Annotated in this window: 18 protein-coding genes; 16 read left to right on the plus strand and 2 right to left on the minus strand. The window is 35.6% G+C overall.

Annotation, left to right across the window (positions count from 1 at the left end; all coding sequences use genetic code 11):
- Positions 1–10: 10 nt before the first annotated feature.
- Both tssA and tssH read right to left on the minus strand, forming a co-directional pair.
- Entirely contained in the window at positions 11–1,102 is a 1,092-nt protein-coding gene (gene tssA, locus OZX61_RS04975; RefSeq protein ID WP_277095493.1) for a type VI secretion system protein TssA, read from the minus strand.
- A gap of 1 nt (position 1,103) precedes the next feature.
- Complete coding sequence (tssH, locus tag OZX61_RS04980; protein ID WP_277095494.1) at positions 1,104–3,749, minus strand: type VI secretion system ATPase TssH; 2,646 nt, start codon at positions 3,747–3,749, stop codon at positions 1,104–1,106.
- 333 nt (positions 3,750–4,082) lie between these two features.
- Here tssH and OZX61_RS04985 point away from each other — a divergent pair, with 333 nt between their 5' ends.
- The 16 genes from OZX61_RS04985 to OZX61_RS05060 all read left to right on the plus strand — a co-directional run bounded on the left by OZX61_RS04985 (position 4,083) and on the right by OZX61_RS05060 (position 21,957).
- The gene (locus OZX61_RS04985) at positions 4,083–4,652 is read left to right on the plus strand and encodes a hypothetical protein (protein ID WP_277095495.1); all 570 of its coding nucleotides are present in this window, start codon (positions 4,083–4,085) and stop codon (positions 4,650–4,652) included.
- A gap of 16 nt (positions 4,653–4,668) precedes the next feature.
- A complete protein-coding gene (gene tssB / locus OZX61_RS04990; RefSeq protein ID WP_195772379.1) occupies positions 4,669–5,178 on the plus strand; it encodes a type VI secretion system contractile sheath small subunit in 510 nt (169 codons plus the stop codon).
- Positions 5,171–6,652 (plus strand): type VI secretion system contractile sheath large subunit, encoded by a 1,482-nt coding sequence (gene tssC / locus OZX61_RS04995; RefSeq protein ID WP_195772378.1) that lies wholly within the window; start codon positions 5,171–5,173, stop codon positions 6,650–6,652. Before tssB ends, tssC begins: the two co-directional genes overlap by 8 nt.
- Before the next feature lie 39 nt (positions 6,653–6,691).
- Positions 6,692–7,195, plus strand: a complete 504-nt coding sequence (locus OZX61_RS05000; protein WP_195772377.1) for a type VI secretion system tube protein Hcp — start codon at positions 6,692–6,694, stop codon at positions 7,193–7,195.
- 62 nt (positions 7,196–7,257) lie between these two features.
- Complete coding sequence (gene tssE, locus OZX61_RS05005) at positions 7,258–7,731, plus strand: type VI secretion system baseplate subunit TssE (RefSeq protein ID WP_277095496.1); 474 nt, start codon at positions 7,258–7,260, stop codon at positions 7,729–7,731.
- A 13-nt stretch (positions 7,732–7,744) separates the two neighbouring features.
- Positions 7,745–9,553 carry a type VI secretion system baseplate subunit TssF gene (tssF, locus tag OZX61_RS05010; RefSeq protein ID WP_277095497.1) on the plus strand — a complete coding sequence of 603 codons (1,809 nt, stop codon included), beginning with the start codon at positions 7,745–7,747 and terminating at the stop codon, positions 9,551–9,553.
- Positions 9,517–10,521, plus strand: coding sequence for a type VI secretion system baseplate subunit TssG (gene tssG / locus OZX61_RS05015; protein ID WP_277095498.1), 1,005 nt, complete (start codon positions 9,517–9,519; stop codon positions 10,519–10,521). The genes tssF and tssG overlap by 37 nt, the downstream gene beginning before the upstream one ends.
- On the plus strand, positions 10,515–11,915 hold the full coding sequence (locus OZX61_RS05020) for a hypothetical protein (protein WP_277095499.1): 1,401 nt from the start codon (positions 10,515–10,517) through the stop codon (positions 11,913–11,915). Before tssG ends, OZX61_RS05020 begins: the two co-directional genes overlap by 7 nt.
- A 21-nt stretch (positions 11,916–11,936) precedes the next feature.
- Positions 11,937–15,701, plus strand: a complete 3,765-nt coding sequence (gene tssM / locus OZX61_RS05025) for a type VI secretion system membrane subunit TssM (protein ID WP_277095500.1) — start codon at positions 11,937–11,939, stop codon at positions 15,699–15,701.
- A gap of 1 nt (position 15,702) precedes the next feature.
- Positions 15,703–16,656 (plus strand): type VI secretion system-associated protein TagF, encoded by a 954-nt coding sequence (gene tagF / locus OZX61_RS05030; RefSeq protein ID WP_277095503.1) that lies wholly within the window; start codon positions 15,703–15,705, stop codon positions 16,654–16,656.
- 17 nt (positions 16,657–16,673) lie between these two features.
- Entirely contained in the window at positions 16,674–17,438 is a 765-nt protein-coding gene (locus OZX61_RS05035) for an OmpA family protein (protein WP_195772370.1), read from the plus strand.
- Positions 17,439–17,841: 403 nt separating this feature from the next.
- Positions 17,842–18,549 (plus strand): AzlC family ABC transporter permease, encoded by a 708-nt coding sequence (locus OZX61_RS05040; RefSeq protein ID WP_277095506.1) that lies wholly within the window; start codon positions 17,842–17,844, stop codon positions 18,547–18,549.
- Positions 18,549–18,863 carry an AzlD domain-containing protein gene (locus OZX61_RS05045; protein ID WP_195772368.1) on the plus strand — a complete coding sequence of 105 codons (315 nt, stop codon included), beginning with the start codon at positions 18,549–18,551 and terminating at the stop codon, positions 18,861–18,863. The genes OZX61_RS05040 and OZX61_RS05045 overlap by 1 nt, the downstream gene beginning before the upstream one ends.
- 53 nt (positions 18,864–18,916) lie before the next feature.
- Positions 18,917–20,158: an oxalate/formate MFS antiporter gene (gene oxlT, locus OZX61_RS05050; RefSeq protein ID WP_277095507.1), complete on the plus strand. Its 1,242-nt coding sequence runs from the start codon at positions 18,917–18,919 to the stop codon at positions 20,156–20,158.
- Between the two features lie 45 nt (positions 20,159–20,203).
- Positions 20,204–20,578: a cation efflux protein, CzcI-like gene (locus OZX61_RS05055; RefSeq protein WP_277095509.1), complete on the plus strand. Its 375-nt coding sequence runs from the start codon at positions 20,204–20,206 to the stop codon at positions 20,576–20,578.
- Positions 20,579–20,634: 56 nt separating this feature from the next.
- On the plus strand, positions 20,635–21,957 hold the full coding sequence (locus OZX61_RS05060; protein ID WP_277095510.1) for a TolC family protein: 1,323 nt from the start codon (positions 20,635–20,637) through the stop codon (positions 21,955–21,957).

Here is a 21,957-nt window from a genome sequence, read left to right on the forward strand (position 1 = left end):
AATACAATAATTAATAAGAATCGCGAGGAACATCTAACATATCTTGAAGTGATCCAAGATGATGATCATCTTTAATGACATGGGTGAGCCATTCGTGTAGTGGCATTTTGCTCCATTTAATGGTTTTCTGAAGCATATAGCTCACAGGACTATGAGGCTCATTTGTCTTAAAGTACTCGGCTATTTGTAAAAGCGCGGCAATAGCTTGTTCCCGATTTTCTAAGTGACTTTGTGGTGAAGGTTGAAATGCCCCAAAAGTTGGTTGCTGTTGCGAAATAGCTTGAGATCTCGCTTCTTCGTTGCCAAAAGTAGGCATATCAGTATTTTCTGTAATGCATTGTGCTTGCATTTGCTCAGTTTTATATACTTTTGAAAGAATTGTTTTGACACTTTCCAATTGGGAGTCGATTTGTGCAAAGCTTGGTGCATCTAAACCCATGAATTGATCAAGAACTGCTTTTAAAGTTTCCCAGTGCTCGAGTGCTTTTAGAAAATCTTGATAATTACTCAGTTGCTCATCGTGTGACATGGTAGCCAACGATTTTTCAAATAGCTCTAAGTCTTTGCTATGTTCATCATGTTCAAAGTTGTCGGGGTTTTTAAGGAAAGCATTTTGCTGATGCAACATTTTCTCATAATCAATAATTGAGTAAAAAGGTGCTGTATTAACCAAGGGTTGCTTTTTAAATGCTAGTGGAATTTGACTGACAAGCCCTTGTAATAGACCGAGACGTTGATCTAAATCTTCATCTTCAATCAGGGGGTGAATGTTAGACCAATATTGTTCGAGCATTCGATGTGACAATTCAAGGCTTTGCGTAATGCCACTAAATCCGTAAATATTTGCCCAAGCTGAAGAAAGCCAAGTAAGTAGACGAATATCTTTCGTGGTATTGGTCAACAACTCTACAGTTTTTGTGGAAACGAAAGACCAGTCGGCTTGTTTAGGTTCCGCAACCCACTCACCTAAATCAAGTAATGGATCATCTTCTACTTGTGCTTTTTTGAGCTCGTGAAAGTCATTTGAAAAAGAATGATCGTCCCCACATGGGTTTTCAGGAGAAATAGGTTGAAGTAGGGGAGCTAAATCGACATTTTGCATATTATTCATCTCCCACAACTTTACGTTTTACTTTCTTGGCTTGAGACTTTTGTTTAACGTCTAATTTATAGATGATGGTGTCCTCATCTACATCAATTAAAATGGTTTTTGGAAGTTTTTGTTCACTTAAAGCAACTAAAAGTTTAGTTGCAATGGCAGGTAAAACAGATGAGTTTAAAATGTTGTCAATGTTTCTTGCACCACTGTCGACTTCAGTACAGCGACTAAGCAGAAGTTCTGTCAGTTCATCGCTATATTCGACCTGTGTTTGATACTGGCTTTCAATTCGCTGAATAATCTTGTTCAGCTTATGTTCGATAATACGAACCAATAAATCATCGTGTAGTGGGAAGTATGGAACAATTTGCATACGCCCTAAAAATGCAGGTTTAAATTGCTGATATAAATTAGGTTTAAGTTGAGCAATAAGTGTATCTGCATCTGGCCACTCTTCAACAGGCTGATTAATACATGCCTGCATGGTTGTGCTTGACCCCACATTTGAGGTTAAAAGAATAATTGTATTTTTGAAGTCGATAATACGTCCTTCGCCGTCTTCTAGCGTACCTTTATCAAAGACTTGATAAAATAGCTCTTGAACATCGTTATGGGCCTTTTCAATTTCATCAAGCAAAATAACACTATAAGGATTACGGCGTACTGCTTCTGTAAGAACACCACCTTGACCATATCCAACGTATCCTGGAGGTGAACCTTTTAAAGATGATACAGTATGCGCTTCTTGATACTCAGACATATTAATTGTAATAAGATGAGACTCTCCACCGTAGAGTTCATTGGCTAAAGCAAGTGCTGTTTCTGTTTTTCCTACTCCACTTGGGCCAACCAGTAAAAAGACACCCTGAGGTTTATTAGGATCTTCTAGTTTTGCTCTAGAAGTTTTGATCCCTTGAGCAAGCTTTTCTAAGGCATAGTTTTGCCCCATTACACGTTCTTCTAATTTGTTTTCTAGGGTAAGAATTTGCTTAATTTCATCATTTACCATTTTTCCGACAGGTATTCCTGTCCAGTCTGAAATGATTTGGTTAATAATAGTGCTATTTACACGTTCAAAGACTAAAGGTTCATGCTGTTGTAAGTTTAATGTTTGACGGAGTTGAGCAATTTCTTGACTATGGCTACCATTGACATCGGTTTGTAATTCATTAATTTTATTTAATGTCTCTAGCTCATGTTGCCATTGGCTTCGAGTCACTTCAATTTCAGCATTTAGTTGTTGAATCTCAGATTCAATGTTTTTAATACGATCATTATGAATCGGATTTTGTTTTTGCTCATCTTGCAAAATTTGAAGCTCTAAGCCCAAATTATGTAATTTTGCATGAAGTTGATCAAGCTTTGCGGGTTGAGCGTTTTGTGATAATGCAACACGGGCAGCAGCAGTATCTAATACACTAATCGCTTTGTCGGGAAGTTGACGACCTGTAATATAGCGTTTAGATGATTTAACAGCAGTAATAATCGCATCATCATCAATTTTAATATTAAAGTGTTGTTCCATGACTGGGATCATGGCGCGTAGCATATCAATTGCAACGTCTTCAGAAGGTTCTTCAACTTTGACAACTTGGAAACGTCTACTTAAAGCGGCATCTTTTTCAAAGTATTGCTTGTATTCAGCCCAAGTTGTGGCTGCAATCGTTCTTAGCTCACCACGTGCAAGTGCTGGTTTAAGTAAATTAGCAGCATCATTTTGTCCTGCTTGCCCACCTGCACCAATAAGGGTATGTGCTTCATCAATAAATAGAATAATAGGATATTCAGCACTTTGTACTTCTTGAATAATTTGTTTCAGCCTATTTTCAAATTCACCTTTTACACTTGCACCTGCTTGTAATAGCCCTAAATCCAATGTGTGTAACTGAACATTTTTTAATGCATCAGGCACGTCATTGTGAGCAATTTTTAATGCAAGACCTTCGACAACTGCAGTTTTACCCACACCCGGTTCACCAGTAAGGATAGGATTATTCTGACGACGACGCATTAGAATATCTAGCATTAAACGTACTTCATACTCACGACCAATAACAGGGTCAATGCCACCATCTTGTGCTTTTTTAGTAAGATTAATGGTGTATTTAGCCAAAGCAGAAGCATCTACATGATGCTGATTTTTAGGTTCTGTTGATAATTCTTGTTCAGGCGAATGAATGTCTTCAGTACTTCCTTTACATACTTCGATAAAAGTATGCTTAATCGTATCGATAGGAATGTTTTGAAAAAGCTTAGATGCTCTTATAGCAATTTGATAAAGATCATCGGCTGTAAGCAGAGCGATGAGTAAATGACTACTACGTATAATAGGATTTTGATCGGCCGAGGCAATTAACCAAGCTTGTTCTAATAAACGAATAATAGAGGTTGCAAAAATAGGGGTTCTTGTATTGCCTTTGGGTAAACCAGAAATACTTTGATGAATGTCATTGAGTAGTGCATTTGAAGAAACTTTAGATTTTGTAAGTAATAAATGTAGGTCAATAGATGTGTCTCGAAGCAACTCACAAAAGAGATGCTCAATTTCAATTTCAAAATTTTGTTGTGATATACAATAGTTGGCTGATTTTTCTAAAGCTGCACGTGTTGGTGCAGATAGCTTTGTAATTAAAACTTTTAAACTGTTCACATCAATTCCCACTGAAATCTAAAGCACTTGCGCTGGTTAATTTAATCTGCTGCATGAAATTCCATTTATTCGCTACATAAAAAATGAATCACGTAATAAATAAAATATATATATTATGTTTTATTTTACATTAAAATTGTTTAAAAGTGTGATAAAATAAATTAAAATGTGAACAAATTGGCATTTTTGTTGGTTTTATATATTTTGTGTCATTTCCTGTAAGGCATTCTTTTAGGGAAGTTGGCAATCGTTCTGATGTTGTCACTATAGGTATGGGGAATTACCTTGAAAAAAGCATTTATTTTATCTTTATTTGCCGTCGGATGCATGGGAATGACCTGTGTTCATGCAGAAGACAATACTGAAATCACCTTAAAAAGAAAATGTCTGAAAAATAATCCTTTGGTTGTTGGGGAAACAGATCAAATCTTATTAGGTAAGTATGTTCAGGTCTGTGACAAGAATAATGAAGACCAGAAAAATGCCTATTTAGTACTGGCGGCAGAGCGTTTCTATCAAATTGGTAAAGCGTTCAAAGCATTGGAATTGGTGAACTATTTAGAGTCTCTACATGTCCATAGCAATACGTTAACAGATGTTAAATTTCTGGCTGCTACAAAAATTGCAAATGACTCTATTCAGCAGATGAGAAGCCAAGAGATGCGATACCTTGCATCAGAATCAACTTATCCAGCTGGAAAAGAGTTAGTTGCTAGCATTAATGCAGCCAAGCCTGCTTCTGTATTAAAGGAAGAAGTAAAGTCTGATGCAAAACCTGTGGTAAGACAGAAAAGACAAGAAACGCATATTGCTAAACCAGTGAAAGTTAAGCCAGTTACTACTAAACCAGTCGATTCACAACCTGCTTTACCAAGCAGTAATCCATTCGCAACACTAAATTAAAGCTGGGGAGTTAAACGTGGCTAAAAGAGAAAGTGCTCAAAAGAAATTACAACGAGTTCGACCACCTCGAGTACAACTGACATATGACGTGGAAGTTGGAGATGGCAAAGAAGTCAAAGAATTACCTTTTGTCGTAGGTGTAATGGGAGACTTTTCTGCAGCATCACAAGTTGAAAAGACGAAGCTCAAAGATAAAAAGTTTATTAATGTAGATCTAGAAAATATTGATGAGGTAATGACCTCTTTAGCACCACGCGCTGCATTTCGTGTAGAAAATACCATTTCTGAAGAAGGTGGTTCGATGGGCGTCGATTTAACATTTAAATCGATGGATGACTTTAGACCAGAGAATATTGCACAGCAAGTTGATCCATTAAAAAAACTTGTAGATGCACGTGAAAAATTAACGGATTTGCGTAATAAAATTTCGAACAGTGAAAAGCTTGAAGACTTGTTGGATGATGTTCTTAAAAACACTGCACAGCTACAGCAGTTAAGCAAAGAAGCTGGAGTAGACGATGAGTAATACATCATTAAGCGAAAATACTGCGAATTATCAAGAGAGTACTAATTTATTAGACTCAATCGTAGAGCAAAGCCGTATTGCACGTAGTGATGAAGAGCATACACGTGCAAAAAGTTTGATTGGTGAACTTGCTAAAGAAGTCATGGCAGGTACGGTAACAATTTCCGATAACATGACGCTTGCATTAGATAAGCGTATTGCTGAAATTGATGCAATGATCTCAAAACAATTAAGTAAGATCATGCATAACCCTGAATTTCAAAAGGTTGAGTCTACGTGGCGTGGTTTATATTATTTCTGTCAAGAGTCACCTTCGAATCCTTTAATTAAAATTCGTATTTTAAATACAACGAAAAAAGAATTAATTAAAGATTTTCAAAGTGCAACTGACTTTGACCAAAGTACTTTATTTAAAAAGGTATATGAAGAGGAGTACGGATCATTTGGTGGTGCGCCTTATGCGACACTTATAGGAGACTTTGAGTTCGATCGCACGCCTGCAGATATTTATCTACTTGAGCAAATGTCACATGTAGCTGCTGCTGCACATGCACCATTTATTTCTGCTGCGAGTCCTAACATTTTAGGCTTAGAGTCTTTTACAGATATCGATCGTCCACGTGATGTATCTAAAATCTTTGAAACTGCTGAATATGTACAGTGGCGTTCTTTCAGAGAAAGTGATGATTCTCGTTATGTGGCCTTGGCAATGCCAAGAGTACTCGGTCGTTTACCTTACGATCCGAAAGATGGTATTCAAACAGACGGATTCAATTTCGTCGAGCAAGTTTCAGGTCAAAACCATGATGAATACTTGTGGATGAATGCGGCATATGCCTTTGGAACACGACTCACTGATGCCTTCGATAAACATGGATGGTGTGCTGCTATTCGTGGTGTTGAGGGTGGTGGACTGGTTGAAGGTTTACCAGTACATACATTTAAAACAAGCGATGGGGAAGTTGCTTTTAAATGTCCAACCGAAGTTGCTATTACTGATCGTCGTGAGAAAGAACTGAGTGATTTAGGCTTTATTCCTTTAGTACATTGTAAAAATACAGATTATGCCGCGTTCTTTGGCGCTCAATCGACTCAAAAAGCAAAAAAATATGACAATGATGCTGCGAATGCAAATTCAGCATTGTCAAGCCAAATTCAATACATTATGGCAGTTTCTCGTATTGCTCATTATTTAAAAGCCATGATGCGAGATAAAGTGGGAAGCTTTGCATCTGCTGGAAATGTTGAAGCATTCTTAAATGAATGGCTTGCACAATACGTACTTTTAGATGATGGCGCATCCCAAGAAGCAAAAGCACAATTTCCGTTACGTGAAGCATCCGTAAAAGTAGTAGAAAATCCGGCAGAGCCTGGTCACTACAAGTCTGTTGTATTTTTAAGACCGCATTTCCAGTTGGATGAACTCTCTGTTTCATTAAGACTTGTTACCGAGTTACCTCAGTCTTCTAACTAATAGAAGGTAACATTTTTTTTGTTATAAAAGGCAATTGATATGAAAGATATATATATTGAATTTCGTGGAAAATATAAAGTTGACGGTGAGTCAAGAGATTCTGAGCACAAAGGTTGGTTGGAAGTAAATTCTTGGGCTCATAACATTCGTCAGCCTAAATCAGCAACATCATCGAGTGTAGGTGGTCATACTGCTGAACGTGTAGAACATTCAGATATGGTGTTTGTAAAAGATTTAGATGCAACAAGTCCTAAGCTATGGGAAGCATGCTCTGCAGGTTATACATTCGACGAAGTTCAAATCGATTTTTATCGTGCAAATGGCGATAAGCGTATTAAATATCTTCAAATTAAACTCAAGCACGTTCTTGTTTCAAGTGTGAACCCTGTTGTAGACAAAGAAGGGGTTCCAACAGAGTCATTTGGACTGAAATATGCTGCGGTTGAATGGACATATAACCAGCAAGATATTAACGGTACAGCGAAAGGAGCGGTAACGAAGAAGTGGTCGCTTTCAAATAATACAGCATCTTACGCTGCATAATGATGAGACAGCAAATCGGGAACAATTCGTTGTTTTCGGTTTGCTCTTTTTTAGAATTTAAAATGAACTCAGATCAATTATTTCCATTTGGATTTAGACCAACTTTGTTTGACCGATTAATTCCTCAGACGGATGAACTTCATGGTCTATCTTTACAAGAGCTTAGAGAGTCGATTGCTACAGATTTGGAAGACTTATTAAATAATCGCATGATTAGATTAAGGCAGGATCTTGAAGATTTTCCATTAGCAAAATCATCAATTGCTCAATTTGGCATTATTGACTTTGTGGGGCTGTCTACTGCCAATCCAAAAGATAGAGACAAAATTTGTTTGTCTATTGAAGAATCTATTGCTGCACACGAACCGAGATTACGTAATATTCAAGTTGAAATGCTAATGGATAGAAATAATGTCGGTTCATTATGTTTAAGTATTCAGGCATATCTGAATGTACATCCATTGTGCGAACCCATTGTTTTTGATGCATTACTAAATGCTGTTACTCAACAATATGTAATTTCTGCGAAAGGATAATACAGGAAAAAACATGATTGAAGATTTATTGCCTTATTATGAAAAGCAGTTACAAGAGTTTGGCCAACAATCAAGAGTATTTGCTGAAAAATATCCTAAAATTGCTCAAAGGCTATCTTTAAATCAAGAGCAAATAGATGATCCGCATATTGAAAGGCTCATTCAGTCTTTCTCATTAATTGCAGCAAGAATGGATAAGAAACTTGCTGACAGTTATGACATGTTTACGAAGTCTTTGTTTGAAATTATGTTTCCTCAATATTTGAGACATTTTCCTTCATGCAGTATTGTAAGTTTTGAAGATAAAAATAAAATAAAACAGCTGACAGAAGCCAGCGAAATACCAGCAAAGACTCTATTGAAGTCAAGAAGCTTAAATGGAATACAGTGTGAGTTTATTACCAGTACACAGGTAGATTTACTGCCTGTTCAATTAAATACAATTCAGTTTAGTACGAACCCTGGACAGCATAGAACAGCCGAACATAATGCAACGCTTACTTTAGGGTTTGAATTATTTAATCAGCCCCATATTTGGCTAAAAGAAAAGAAATTACCTATTTATTTAGATACGATTTCTAATTTTGCCTTGCATGTGCTTGACGGTATATTCCGTACAGGTACGCATTTTAGCTTAAAAATAGATCACAAAATTATTTCAATTCAAAACCCATTTGAAGTCATGGGTTTTTCAGAGTCAGAAAGCTTATTGCCTGTCGACCAATATACGCATCATGCATATAGATTGTTAATGGAGTATTTTTGCTTTCCTGAAAAGTTTAATTATATCAATATGAACCTAGATTTTTTAAAAAATCTACCACTAGGTAAGAGTTCTTTTCAAATACAAATTCATTTAAATCTTAATTTGAATGACGAGGCGATTGTTCATAGTTACTCAGATTTAAGTACGGAAAACTTTAAGTTATTTACTACACCAATTGTCAATTTATTCGAGAAAAAGGCTGAACCTCAGAAGATTAATCATAAAAAATTAGAATATCCATTAGTTACGGATGTTCATCACCCAGAATGTTATAAATTATATTCTGTTTTAAATATGACGATGATTCGCGAGAAAACGAATAAAAATGAAGTTGCTTTACCAGTATTACCATTTTTTGCACTAAGTCATTATGCCGACGACGGTAATCAGTTTTTTTATACGCTCAACCAAAAACAAAGTTATGGTAAAAAAATTGAAAATACGTACTCAATTATCTCAAAACAACTTAATCCAGATGAGGTAAGGTCTGATTTTATGAGTGCAACTTTACTTTGCTCGAATGGTGACTTACCACATGAGGTTTTAGTTGCAAGTAACAATATTTTTAATTTGAATGATACTGCAATTGCACGCCGTGCTTTTGCCTTAAAAAGACCTTCAAAAACACATCATTTTCAACAAACTAAACAAGAGCAGTGGCGTGTCATTTCCCATTTATCTTTAAATATGTTGGCGATTATGGGAGATAACGCTACTAATCAAATTAAAGAGTTACTACAACTTTATAATTTGCCTAAGACACAGGATAACTTTTTACTCATAGATTCGATTAAAAGTACCGAATTTAAAACTACCAGTCGAATGATGGGTGCAAATCCCTTTCCAATATTTGTTCGTGGAATTAAAGCATGTATTACCGTCGATGCATCTGTATTTAGAGGACATAGTCTCTATATTTTTAGTCAGCTTTTAAGTGAGATTTTTAATTTAAAAGTACAGATGAACAGCTTCGTTGAAGTTGTGGTGATTGATCAGAATTCTAGTCAGGAGTTATACCAATGCATACAGAGCGCTGGTGGCAAGAATCTTCTGTAATTGATGAATTATTTCATCACTCAACCAGTTTTGAGTTAATACAGTCTGTACGATTAATGAGAAATACTCCCTATGTGAAACAACATAGGTTTTGGGCAGATGCATTTCAATTTGAAAGCTCATTGAATTTGAAATTTCCGACTTCAGAAATTGAAAGTTTAAAAATTTCCGATTCTAAAATTGAGCTTATCAATCTTATGGTGGGCTTAACAGGTATACAGGGCGCTTTTCCTTATGTTTATACAAATAAGATTAGACAGGCTCCTCGAGCGTATCGAAATGAAGCACAAAAGTTTATCGGATTATTTAACCATAAGTTGGTATCACAATATATTGATGCAAGTTTGGCGTATAACTTACCTATAAAATATGAGATTAATGAAGAAAATCATTATCTTGATATTGTACATGCATTAAATGGTTATACCGTAAAAGATGAAGATAAGAAAACTCAATTTGAGCATTATTTTGCTGAATTTTCAGGGTTAATGCAGGGACAGAATAATAACTCACATGCACTGAATAAGGTTCTAAAAGCTATTTTTCATCCATCTATAGATGTGAAAGAGTTTGTAGAAGAGCAGTTTCAGTTAGAAAAAGATCAAAGAACCATACTTAGTTCTAAAAATAGCCATATGCAATTAGGCGTGAATACATTTTGTGGTGAATACATTACCCAAATTGGCGATAAGGTTGAAATTACGATTGGACCTTTGAGCTATGAAGATTATTTAGATTATCTCCCGTCTAAAGCACAGAGTCTAAAACTTAAAAGTATTTTACAGCAGTGGTGTAGTCCAACGTTGAAGGTAGATCTTCGACTGATTTTAGACCAACAGTCGATTAAACCACTGCAACTGAATATGACGGATTCGATTGGCTTAGGTTGGGGAGCTTCCTTAATGGCAGATCACTTTTCTGACAATGAGGAAACATGTTATACCTTGTTGGGTGATGTTGAATGTTAAAAATTATTTTAAGTACGGTATTAAGTATTTTTACGGCCACAGCACTACTTATGGTGTTTTACTGGAGGGATTTGCATTTTGATCCGACAGCAAAAGATATTCTTATTTATTTTCTATGGATACCTTTAGGTATTTCATGTTTGGTCTTAATGCCTTATTTGGCTTGGAAATGGTATCAACATAAGAAGCAAAAAGAAGAAATCGCTCAGAATGAGGCGAAAAATGCGGTTGAAGCCAATGAACCATTGCCTAAAACAGAAGTAGAGCAAATCGAATTAAATATATATTCAGCTTCACTTCTCAGCCAATTGGGAAGTAATGAAGAATTAGTCGCAAAAATAGCTAAAGGTGTAGCACCAGATCTAGATAAAGATCTTATTGGACACGATGGAGAACGTTTACTCAGTTACCGTATAGATGAAACATATTTTGAAGATGTCGCTGAACAACATTTAGATGTTTTACCTTTACAAGTTAGAATGATGAATCTAATCACTGCGCATTTCAAAGAAAATCGTAATATATTTTCTTCAATTGCAAAACAATTGAAGGAGTCTGCACTTTTTTATGATACTCAATTGGCATATCAATACAAAATGCATCCTGCTTGGATCGGTGAAGACTATGATGCTTCCGAAGATATTGAAGAGCCTATCGCAGAAAAAGTCCAAAAATTAGATCAATTAAACTTATTGATACTTCTTCCATCAACACTTCAACATTCGTGGAATGAGCTCGCAACAACGGAAATGTGTGAAAGCTATTTAGACGAGTTGGGTATCTTATCTGAACAAATCAATATTGAGTATCACTATTGCAGTGAACGCTCTGCTTATCACAACCTAGTGGAATTATGCCAATCAAACACACAAGATTTAAGTGAGATTTCTTTTATTTTGGCTGTAGAGTCTGAGATTGATCAAGACACATTGGACGGAGTAATGTCTGTTGGTGCAGATTACATACCATCTGAGTTTATTGGGAGTTGTTGTATATCTTCTGCGTCAATAGTATTTGAAAATATCCCAGTTTTAAAGCAAGTCTTTATTCAGCTTGAGCAAAAAGACTTGGCTCAAACATTAAGTACATTTCATCTTACTGATTTATCTCAGTATGAAGAGGATGAACCTTTTGTAATTATCCCTGATGATATGAGAACACCTAAGGCCAATAAAAAAGTCATTAAGAACTTTGAAAGTACGCCTATTGAGATTCATCATTTGATCTATACCAAATTCAGCTTAGGCAGTACTGAGCAACTATCAAAAGTTTTTGGATTTCTCGCGGGGTTACACATACCTCATACCCTTACTGGTTTTTTTTACAGTCTAGATCTGCCAGAGGTTCAGGTTGTGATTAAACCAAAACCTGAAGACGATCACGAACATATTTAACCCAATTTTCACGAGAGTAAAATGTACACAATTTTAGGATACCTTTGGCAGTACATCACTAATCCAAAGGCAATTATTGCACTTTCATTATTTATTTCACTTATATCTTCTTATAGTGTTTTACCACGCCGTATTTTTTGGCTGTTATTGGGGCTTTATCTTTTAGGTTTAATTGGTTACGGCATTTATTGGTTGATTGATCGTCGAAGAAATATTGCTAAAGGGGAAGACCTTTCAAACATTATTCAAAATGAAACAGAAAAAGAATATAGCAAGTCCAAAGACAAAGAAGAGCTGGCACAAATTCAGCAACAGATGAAGGAATCTATTCAGTTGATTCGTAAATCTAAGCTAGGTGATAAAAGTGGAAATGCTGCCTTATATGAGCTTCCATGGTATATGGTAATTGGTAATCCAGCTGCTGGAAAAAGTTCTGCAATATATAACTCTGGGTTAAATTTTCCATTCGAAGAAAAGCATCAGCAAGCCATTTCCTCTGGACAAAGCGGTACAAAAAATTGTGATTGGTTTTTTTCTACTGATGGAATTTTATTAGATACAGCAGGACGTTATTCAATTTATGCCGAAGATAAAGAAGAGTGGTTAGATTTCCTTGGCTTATTAAAGAAAAACCGTTCTAAAGCACCGATTAATGGATTATTAGTGGTGGTCAGTGTTGCTGAACTGGTTAGTCAAAGTCCTGAAAAATCATTACAACTTGCGAAAAATCTACGTGCCCGTATTCAAGATATTACCGAACGTTTAGAGGTAATCGTACCAATTTATGTAGTATTTACAAAAATGGATCTTATTGCTGGGTTCACAGACTTCTTTGAATGTTATGAAGGCAAAGAGTTTGATCAGGTTTGGGGTGCAACATTGGCTTATGATGCAGAATCATCTCAAAACGCAATGCAATTATTCGATGAACATTATACGATTTTGCATGATGGATTAAAGAACTTAAGTACAACGCATCTAAGTCGCAGACATGCGGATAATATTTCACCAAGTGTGATGACCTTTCCACTTGAATTTAAAATGATTAAACCTGCTTTAAAATCATTTATTGGTGCATTGTTTGAAGATAATCCATACCAATTCAAACCTGTGTTCCGTGGCTTTTACTTTACAAGTGCATTACAAGATGGCCATGTTGAAAGTCCAATGACAGACAAAATTTCAGAAGATTTTCAATTACAGCGTGTTGCTTTAGGCGAAAGTATAAATCGCAATAAAGCTGGTTTACAAACGCATGGTTACTTTTTGAAAAATCTTTTCTCTGAGGTTGTGCTTAAAGATAAGAATCTTGTAAAACAGCATATTAACTCAAATAGAAAACGCCAAAGACATATTTTATTTATTGTTGGATTACTGGCAGTTTCTACTGTACTTGGGCTTTGGGTTTGGTCTTATAAAAACAATCAACAACTGATTGCAGATGTTCAGGCAGATTTTAATAAAGTTGAAAAAATAGAAAAAGTGTCGAGTAGAGATTTACCTACTCAACTTGATGCATTATTGATTCTACAAAATAGACTACAGCAATTAGATGATTTAAATCAGCAATCTTCTTATAAGTTTTCTTTTGGTCTATACCAAGGCGAAAAGCTATATGAAAAAGTGAAAATTGAATACTTAAAGGGTATTCAAAAGATTATCTTGCAACCAACCAATGAAAGAGTTGAAGACTATTTAAAACGTGTAAAAGGGAAAGAAGATACATTACTTGCTAAACATCCCGAAGCATTACAAGTCACTCAGGTAAATAATCAGGCGAAACAATCATTAGATCCATCTGAAACTGACCCTCAAGATATTTATAATGCACTTAAGCTTTATATTATGATGGGGAATCCTCAATATATCGATCCAACACATTTGAGTGACCAAATTACTCGATTTTGGAGATCGTGGTTAGAGGAAAATAAAGGTAATGCGCCTAAAGCGGAAACGACCCAAAAGGCAGAACAAGTACTCAGTTACTTAATCACATTATCTACAGATAAGCATTTCCCTGTTTTACAGTCTAATCCACATTTGATAGATCAGACACGCCAATTACTTATTTCAGTTGTACAAGCAACACCAGCGATCAATCGTGTTTATAGCCAAATTAAAACACGTGCTGCTGTTCGTTTTCCTCCGTTAACTATTGCGCAAATTGTTGGTAACGACAATAAAAAAACAATTTTTGGTGGTTATGAGTTATCAGGTGCTTTTACGCAAAAGGCATGGGAAGAGTATGTTTCTAAAGCAATTGATGAAGCTGCAAATAAACCAACCGATACTAAAGATTGGGTTTTAAATAGTGTACGTGCAGATGATCTCACTCTAAGTGGTAGTCCAGACCAAATTCAAAAGCAATTGGTACAATTGTATAAACAGGATTATGTGAATGAGTGGAGAAAATTCTTAGGTGAGGTTCACTATGCGAAAACAGATGACTTTACGACTGCTGTTCAATTTATAGATGTTTTAGGAGAGCAAAAGCGTAGCCCAATCCGTATTTTAATGGAAAAAATTGCTCAGGAAACGAGTTGGGATAATCCTGTGGTTCAGGCTGAACTCGCGACACCTCAAACAGGATTTGTCGCATGGTTTAAACGCACAGTGCTTAATCAAACAAGTTCTAACGTAGTTGCACATGAGGTTGCCCAACAACCACAAGGTTATATTTCTCAAGAGTTTACGTTCTTTTATGAATTTGTGAGAAAACGTGATGATCAGCAAAACAAGTCATTGTTAGATGATTATTTAAACAATTTGGCACAGGTACGGAGTAAGTTTAATAACCTTAAGAATACTGGAGACATTGGGCCAAATGCTTTAATGACAGTGAGTCAAACGTTAAATGACCAAAACTCTATTTTTAATTCAGTTCAAAAAAATATGGATGAAAAATTAACGGTTGGCCTTAACTCACAAAATCAACAAATTGTGCATAAAATTATCGTGAGTCCATTTATACAGTGTTTTGAGAGCTTACTTGCACCTGCTCAAAATGAGGTTAATAAACTATGGGATTTACAGATCGTTCAGCCATTTAATCAGAACTTGGCGAAGAAGTATCCATTTAATGGCACAGCAAATATTCAGGCAACCAGTGCGGAAATTGGTCAAATATTTGGAGAAAATGGCAGTATTGCACGTTTTGTAAAAGAAACATTGGACCCATTAATTGTACGCCGTGGTTATGTTATTTCATCTAAAACTTGGAAAGATTTAGGGATTAATTTAAATCCACAATTCATTGCGAACTTCCAAAGTTACGTTGCACCTGCAAATGGTGTTGCTACGGGCGGAATTAATCAGGCACCTGTTGCAGCTAATCAATCTAACTTCCAATTTTATCCTTTACAGAATCCAAAACTTTTATCGTATACGTTAGACATAGATGGTCAACGTATGTTCTATGAAAATGGGATTCAACAATGGGTAAGTTTTGTTTGGCCAAATCCAGGTTCAACACCGGGCGTGCGTATCACAGTGGTTGATCTTGAAGGAAAAGTACATACTATTTTTGATGCACCGGGTGAATATGGGATTAATCGATTAATTGATTCTGCTCAGCGTAATCAACATGACGGTGTTATGGAAATGACTTGGGCAAATCCTAAAAACTCAGAGCTTTATGTGAAGTTAAATTTCCGTTTAATTAGTGGAAATACAACCAGTAATGTGGGTTCTGGGCGTGGTTATGCAGGGTTAAAACTTGTTGATCAAGTTACAGCGAATAAAGTGGCAAGAGTTGTTTCTGCACAGTCAGTGGTAGGAGCAAAGTAATATGCAAACTTTAAGCTCGACACCATTTTATTATGGAAAAAACCCATCTCGTGGAGATTTTATAAAGAGCAAAGGCCAAAATGCATTGACTCAAACTATTGATCAATGGATTACTCAAGCATTGGATGTCTGCATAAAATCAGATGATTTTTCAGTACGTTATAATAACCTTGCACCTTTAGATTTCTTTATTGCAAATCCTCAAGGTAAGAACTTTTTAGTTGCAAATTTAGTGGCGAGTGAAGACAGTTCGGGTAGAAAGTTTCCTATGGTTCTTGGACAGTTTCTAGAGGTGCAATCACCTCTAGAGAACATGTTATATGCACCATATGCTTATAAACAGGTACTTTTGAATTTGCTTCGAGAAAATATCTCACTGCGCAAAGTAACAAACTCAACAGAGTTATTAGAGCATTTGGCCGATCTGAATACACAGATAGAGGTTTTTACTGCGCATGGCCATACCGACTTTTTAGATGAACATACTGTCTATTCATTTGCAAAACTGATGAATATGACTATGGCTGAGCTTGCACAAATGATGATTGCACTTGGACTCCTATTACAACCTGTTATTCAGCATGGAACAGGTAAGCTGAATAAAGTGTTGGTGATTCCAATTTTTAATGACACATATAAATATGAAATTTCTGCTTTTTGGGTTGGTCTCATTAATCAGTTTATCGGCAAACAAAATACCGATGTTCTTATTGGAGTTCTACATCAAGAAAGCCCAGTATTATTATTTGGCTTTCAGGGAACAGACATTCGCGCATTAAGCGACATATTAATTCAGGATTTTTCAACATCACGATGGGTTGCTTTAAAAGATACAGCATGGATTGAGCAGTATCTCGACCAAAATATTGGGCTGGTTCGATTAAAACAAGCTTTGTGTGATCGTCAGATGAGTTTAAGACAAGGCATAAAAATGTTTATGCAGATATTTATATAAGATATGGCTGAAAGAAAATGAACAGATTAATGTTAAAGTCAGTAATTACAAATTGTATTATGATTGCAAGCTTAGGGTTAACCCAATTGGGTCATACACAGCCAATTATTATTGATGGTGTTGTGCCTAATGAAGCCAGTAAAAAAACAGTGCTAGATAAATTACGTAGTGTATACGGAAATGATCAGGTGGTTGATCAAATTGAGGTGAGATCGGTATCTGCCCCGCATGACTGGACAAGTGCTGTTGAAAAATTAATTAATACTGATCTTAAAAAAGTGAAACAAGGACAACTCACGGTTCAAGGTACACATGTTGAGTTAACAGGTAAAATATCTGATCAAAATGATAAAGCCATTCGTACGGCTTTTCAGTCCGTTGTAGACCCAATATTTGATTTTAATTCAAATTTATCTATAGATATGAAAGAACAAAAAATTGTTGATGATGCATTAAAGAATCGAATTATTGAATTTGAATCTGGCAGTGCCATTTTAACTGTAACAGGACAGCGCATTTTAGATGAAATGGCATTGGCTCTACAAAAACTAAATGGTAAGAGTATTAAAATTATTGGGCATACCGATAGCTCAGGCGATTTAAAGAAAAATACACTATTAAGCCATGATCGTGCTGAAGCAGTGAAAAAATATCTGATTTCAAAGGGAATTAATCCATCGAGTTTAAGTGCATATGGATTAGGTTCTGAAAAACCCGTGGCAGACAATACAACCGCAGAAGGCCGTAAGAAAAATAGACGTATAGAGTTTGAGGTCATCTAAAAGTACCATCACTTCAAAATAAGTGTAACCTATTGAATAGGTTACACTTGGTGAATGCTCTTTTAAATTTAAAGGGCGTAAGCGTTGCATTTTATTTAATTTTCATTTCAGGCTAACTTTGCTTTAAGAATAAAATGGATTGATGATTTACTTAAAATGACAAAGAGTTTTATTTAGACATATCATAAAAAAAATTTCACCAGTTTTATATTTAGGCTTGATTGATGAATGTAGTGTTAGATACTTTTCCACCTATTTAGAGCTAGTTTTAATTATTCTAATTTTTTCATAAACTTATAGTATGTCGTTTTTAAACAGTATATTTGAGAATTATTTGTTTTTAATATAACTAGAATTAAGACATAATAGCTCAAATATTCGCTTTACAAAGGATGAGAGTGAAGTGGCTTCCGACGAAAATAATTATACGATTAATAAGCAAGATGTATGGTTTGGTTTTAAAACATTACTACCTATTTCGTTATTTGTTGCGGTGTTTGGAGGTGCTTTTGGGCTATCTGCAACACAAGCAAATGTAGATCATATAACAGCTATTTTAATGAGTGCAACGGTCTTTGCTGGGTCTTCACAGTTTGCTACATTAGAACTTTGGAAAGATGGTCATATTCCTATTTTTTCTCTATTCATTACGGTATTTTTTATTAATGCTCGCCATATTTTAATGGGTGCATCTTTATACCCTTGGTTAAAACATATTCCTCCGATTAAACGATATACAATTTTATTAGTAATTTCTGATGCAAACTGGGCATCATCCTTCCAAGCATTTAACCAACAAAAACCAGGTGTAGGGTTATTGTTTGGAGGTGGGCTTGCGTTGTGGTTATTTTGGGTGTTGGGAACAACGCTAGGTATATATTTTGGCTATCTTATCCATGATCCTTATGCGTTTGGTCTAGATATGGTTATGGCTTGTTTTTTATTCACTATGGTGATTGGTGGTCAAAAAAACTATAGAACTGTAGCAATATGGATGACGGCAGCCATAACATCTTTAATCGCATATCTTTATTTGCCAAAAAATAGCCATGTAGTCATTGGAGCATTGTGTGGTGGTATCGTCGGATTTTTATGGAAGGTCAAAAAATAATGAATTTTGATATTAGTACCTCTCATCCATTTATTATTATTTTGATAATGGCGATAATTACTTTAATGACTCGTTGGGGTGGTGTTTATATTATGAACTACATTCCTATTAGTGATGGTACTCAAAGATTTATTACAGCCATGTCTAGTTCGGTATTGGTCGCGATACTGGCGCCTATTGCATTCGATGGAGATACTGCTGCACGTTTGGCTTTATTGATGACAGCGATAGTCATGTTAATTTTTAAAAAACCATTACTTGCAATTTCAATGGGATTACTTTCAGCTGCCTTATGTAGATATTACTTGTTATAAAATTGATTGGCATAATATATGCAGGTCTTTAGTAAGGATACTAGAGACTTTTAATGATGATAATAAAACAAGAAAAATGGCTACAGTTGATACTTGCAATCATCTGTATGGGTTCCATTTCAAGTGCACAGTATGTATGGACATTACTGACACAGCCATTTATGCATAAACTTGGTATCCAATTGCCATCACTTCAAGTGACATTTGCACTTTTTATTATATTTCAAACATTTTTTGCACCGTTTCAGGGGAAGTTAATTGATAAATTTGGCCCTAAGCGATTAATTGCCTTAGGTGTCGTGTTGTCAGGTTTAAGCTGGGTGTTTTCATCTCAGGCATCAAGTTTAATTGAGTTATATTTGATATATGGATGTATTGGAGGACTGAGCACAGGAATTGTATATATTGGTACCATTGGACTTATGGTGAAGTGGTTTCCTGAGCGTCGTGGTTTTGCAACAGGTATGGTCGCAGCAGGCTATGGTATTGGTGCAGTAGTAACCACATTTCCTATTCATGAGGCACTTTTAAACTGGGGATTAGATAAAACGTTAATTGTATTTGGTATTATTTTTTCTTGTATTGGATTACTCGCGAGTCTTCGTTTAAAAACACCCCAGATCACTGTTGTTCAGCATATACAACAGAGCCAATATCAGTTTAATTCTAAAGAAATGATCAAACAACCATTGTTTTGGTTAATGTTTGTCATGATGACCATGATGTCGACATCGGGTTTGATGGTTACATCACAAATGGCAAGCTTTTCTGAAAGCTTTGGTGTAAGTCATACAATGGTATTTGGCATGGCTGCTTTACCCCTTGCTTTAAGTCTCGATCGAGTTATGAATGGAATAACTCGTCCACTATTTGGTTTTGTTTCCGATATATGTGGTAGAGAAATAACGATGTTTGTTGCGTTCGCTTTAGAAGGCATTGCAATGTTTGTGTGGTTATTATGCCGTCATGATCCTGTATTGTTTATTCTTTTATCGGGTATTGTTTTCTTTGGATGGGGAGAAATTTTTTCTCTATTTCCTGCTACTTTAACGGATACCTTTGGTACGCAGCATGCAACAGCAAATTATGGTTGGTTGTACTTATCTCAAGGAATCGGTTCTATTTTCGGAGGGCCATTTGCAGCATTATTATTCCAATATACCCAAGATTGGAGCAATGTCTTTTATTGCGCTATTTTCTTCGATTTAATAACCGCATTCATTGCAATCATAATATTAAAGCCTTGGCGTTATTATTTTATGAACAAATATAAAAAAGGCTACATTGATCTTTAAGATATATTATGTTTTATTATACATGGCTATGACTGAGTGTATTGTGTGAAAAAGAAATCAGTATTTTTATTGATCTTATCAAGCTTACTGCTATTCCAAAGTATGTGGAATGTGGCAGCGGCTTTTTGCACACATGAAAAGGGTCTTGAAGTCTCTTATAGCACTCAGATGCATTTTGGCCATCATAATTCAGGTCATTCACTAAGCGTAAATAAAGTGAGCCAGCTTTTAAGTAGTCATGATGACCATAGTGATCATTTGCCTTCATTTTCTCCTCTGATTTTGGCAGAGGCTGTTGAGCATGTGCCGAATATCGTGAGCCGTCCTTCAGAAAGAGAAAATAAAACAGATTGGCGAAATTTATATACCTCTCCCGATTTAGGATTTAGTCCACCACCTCCAATGTTAACCCCGCTATAGGTGGGGTAGCCAAAAATAGCCCACCGTTTTAAATCTTATTTAATACGGGGCTTCTTATGTCTTTCTTATATAAAATTGCATTTCATGCAAAAAACATGAATGCAGTACGTCGTACTTGCATAGGTACATTCATTTTAATGACTTCTTATATGATACATGCTGAAGAGCCTGTACTCATATTTGGTCAGACGCTACAAAAAATACGAGATTATCAACAACCTGATATTTGGAATAATCAGGAAAATATTGCCAAATTAGCGATAAAGAATAGTCGTGTTTGGGATAATCCTACGCTTTCAATTCAACAAACGGGCTTCAATCGTGGTCAGGAAAATTCTTCTGAGATTTTACTAACACAGCCTATAGACTTGTTTGGAGAGAAAAGAAAGGCAGGACATCTTTCTGAGCTACAGTTACAACAGGTTGTTCTGAACAAAGAAGCTTATCAAGTACAGCAGTTTTTGGCAGTAAAGTATTTTTGGATGCAAATTCTTTTTCTAGAACAAGAAGTATTTATTTTGAAAAAACAATTTGAAGTTAGTCAGGCTAATCTTCAAGCTGCGAGCTCTAGGTTGGAAGCAGGAAGCATTTCTAAAGTAGATTTAGAAAGAATAGCGGTAGCAAACTTAGATTTAGAGTCATCTTATACTCAGAAAAATGTTGAACTAAGTATACTTGAAAATAAATTCTCAAAACTTTGGGGAGGAAAAGAAAGTACTTTCCATTTGAAAGATGTGTCAGATGAATCTTGGCAACAATATGCTCAAAATACATCGTTAATGAATGTGTATGAAAGTACAATGCAATTACAAAAACAACAGTTTGAAGCACAGTTAGACTATTTAAAAGCACAAGCAAAACCTAAGCCTACAGTCACTTTAGGTATAGTAAAAACGCAAGCTGAGTCTAATCAAGCTTCAGATCAGCAACTTCGAATTGGACTAGAAGTTCCATTAAATATTTTTAATCGTGGACAATATAGTCGACAGGTAGAGGAGATAAAATTAAAGCTCATTGCACAAGAGCGTATGCGTTATCAAAGAGAACAACCCAATGATATTCGAACCTTAGATGCCGAAATTAAATTGTTAGGTCATCAATTAAATATCTTAACTCAGCAACAAATTCCCTTATCTGAAAGTATTCAAAGCAAAATATTTATTGGCTTTAAAGCTGGTAAATATGCAGTTACGGACATACAGCTTGCTACTTCAGAGTTACAACAAAGACAGCTTCAAGCAGTAGAAATGAGAAGAAATATTTTCCAAAAGAACATGCAATTAGATTGTTTGAGATTGGGAATAGATTCTGAGGCAATTCTAAATGTAGATGCAATACAGCAGTTAAATAAATCTTTGGCATTGGGAATGAGTAATTAA

Source organism: Acinetobacter sp. ESL0695 (assembly GCF_029392135.1).
GTDB lineage: Bacteria > Pseudomonadota > Gammaproteobacteria > Pseudomonadales > Moraxellaceae > Acinetobacter > Acinetobacter pollinis.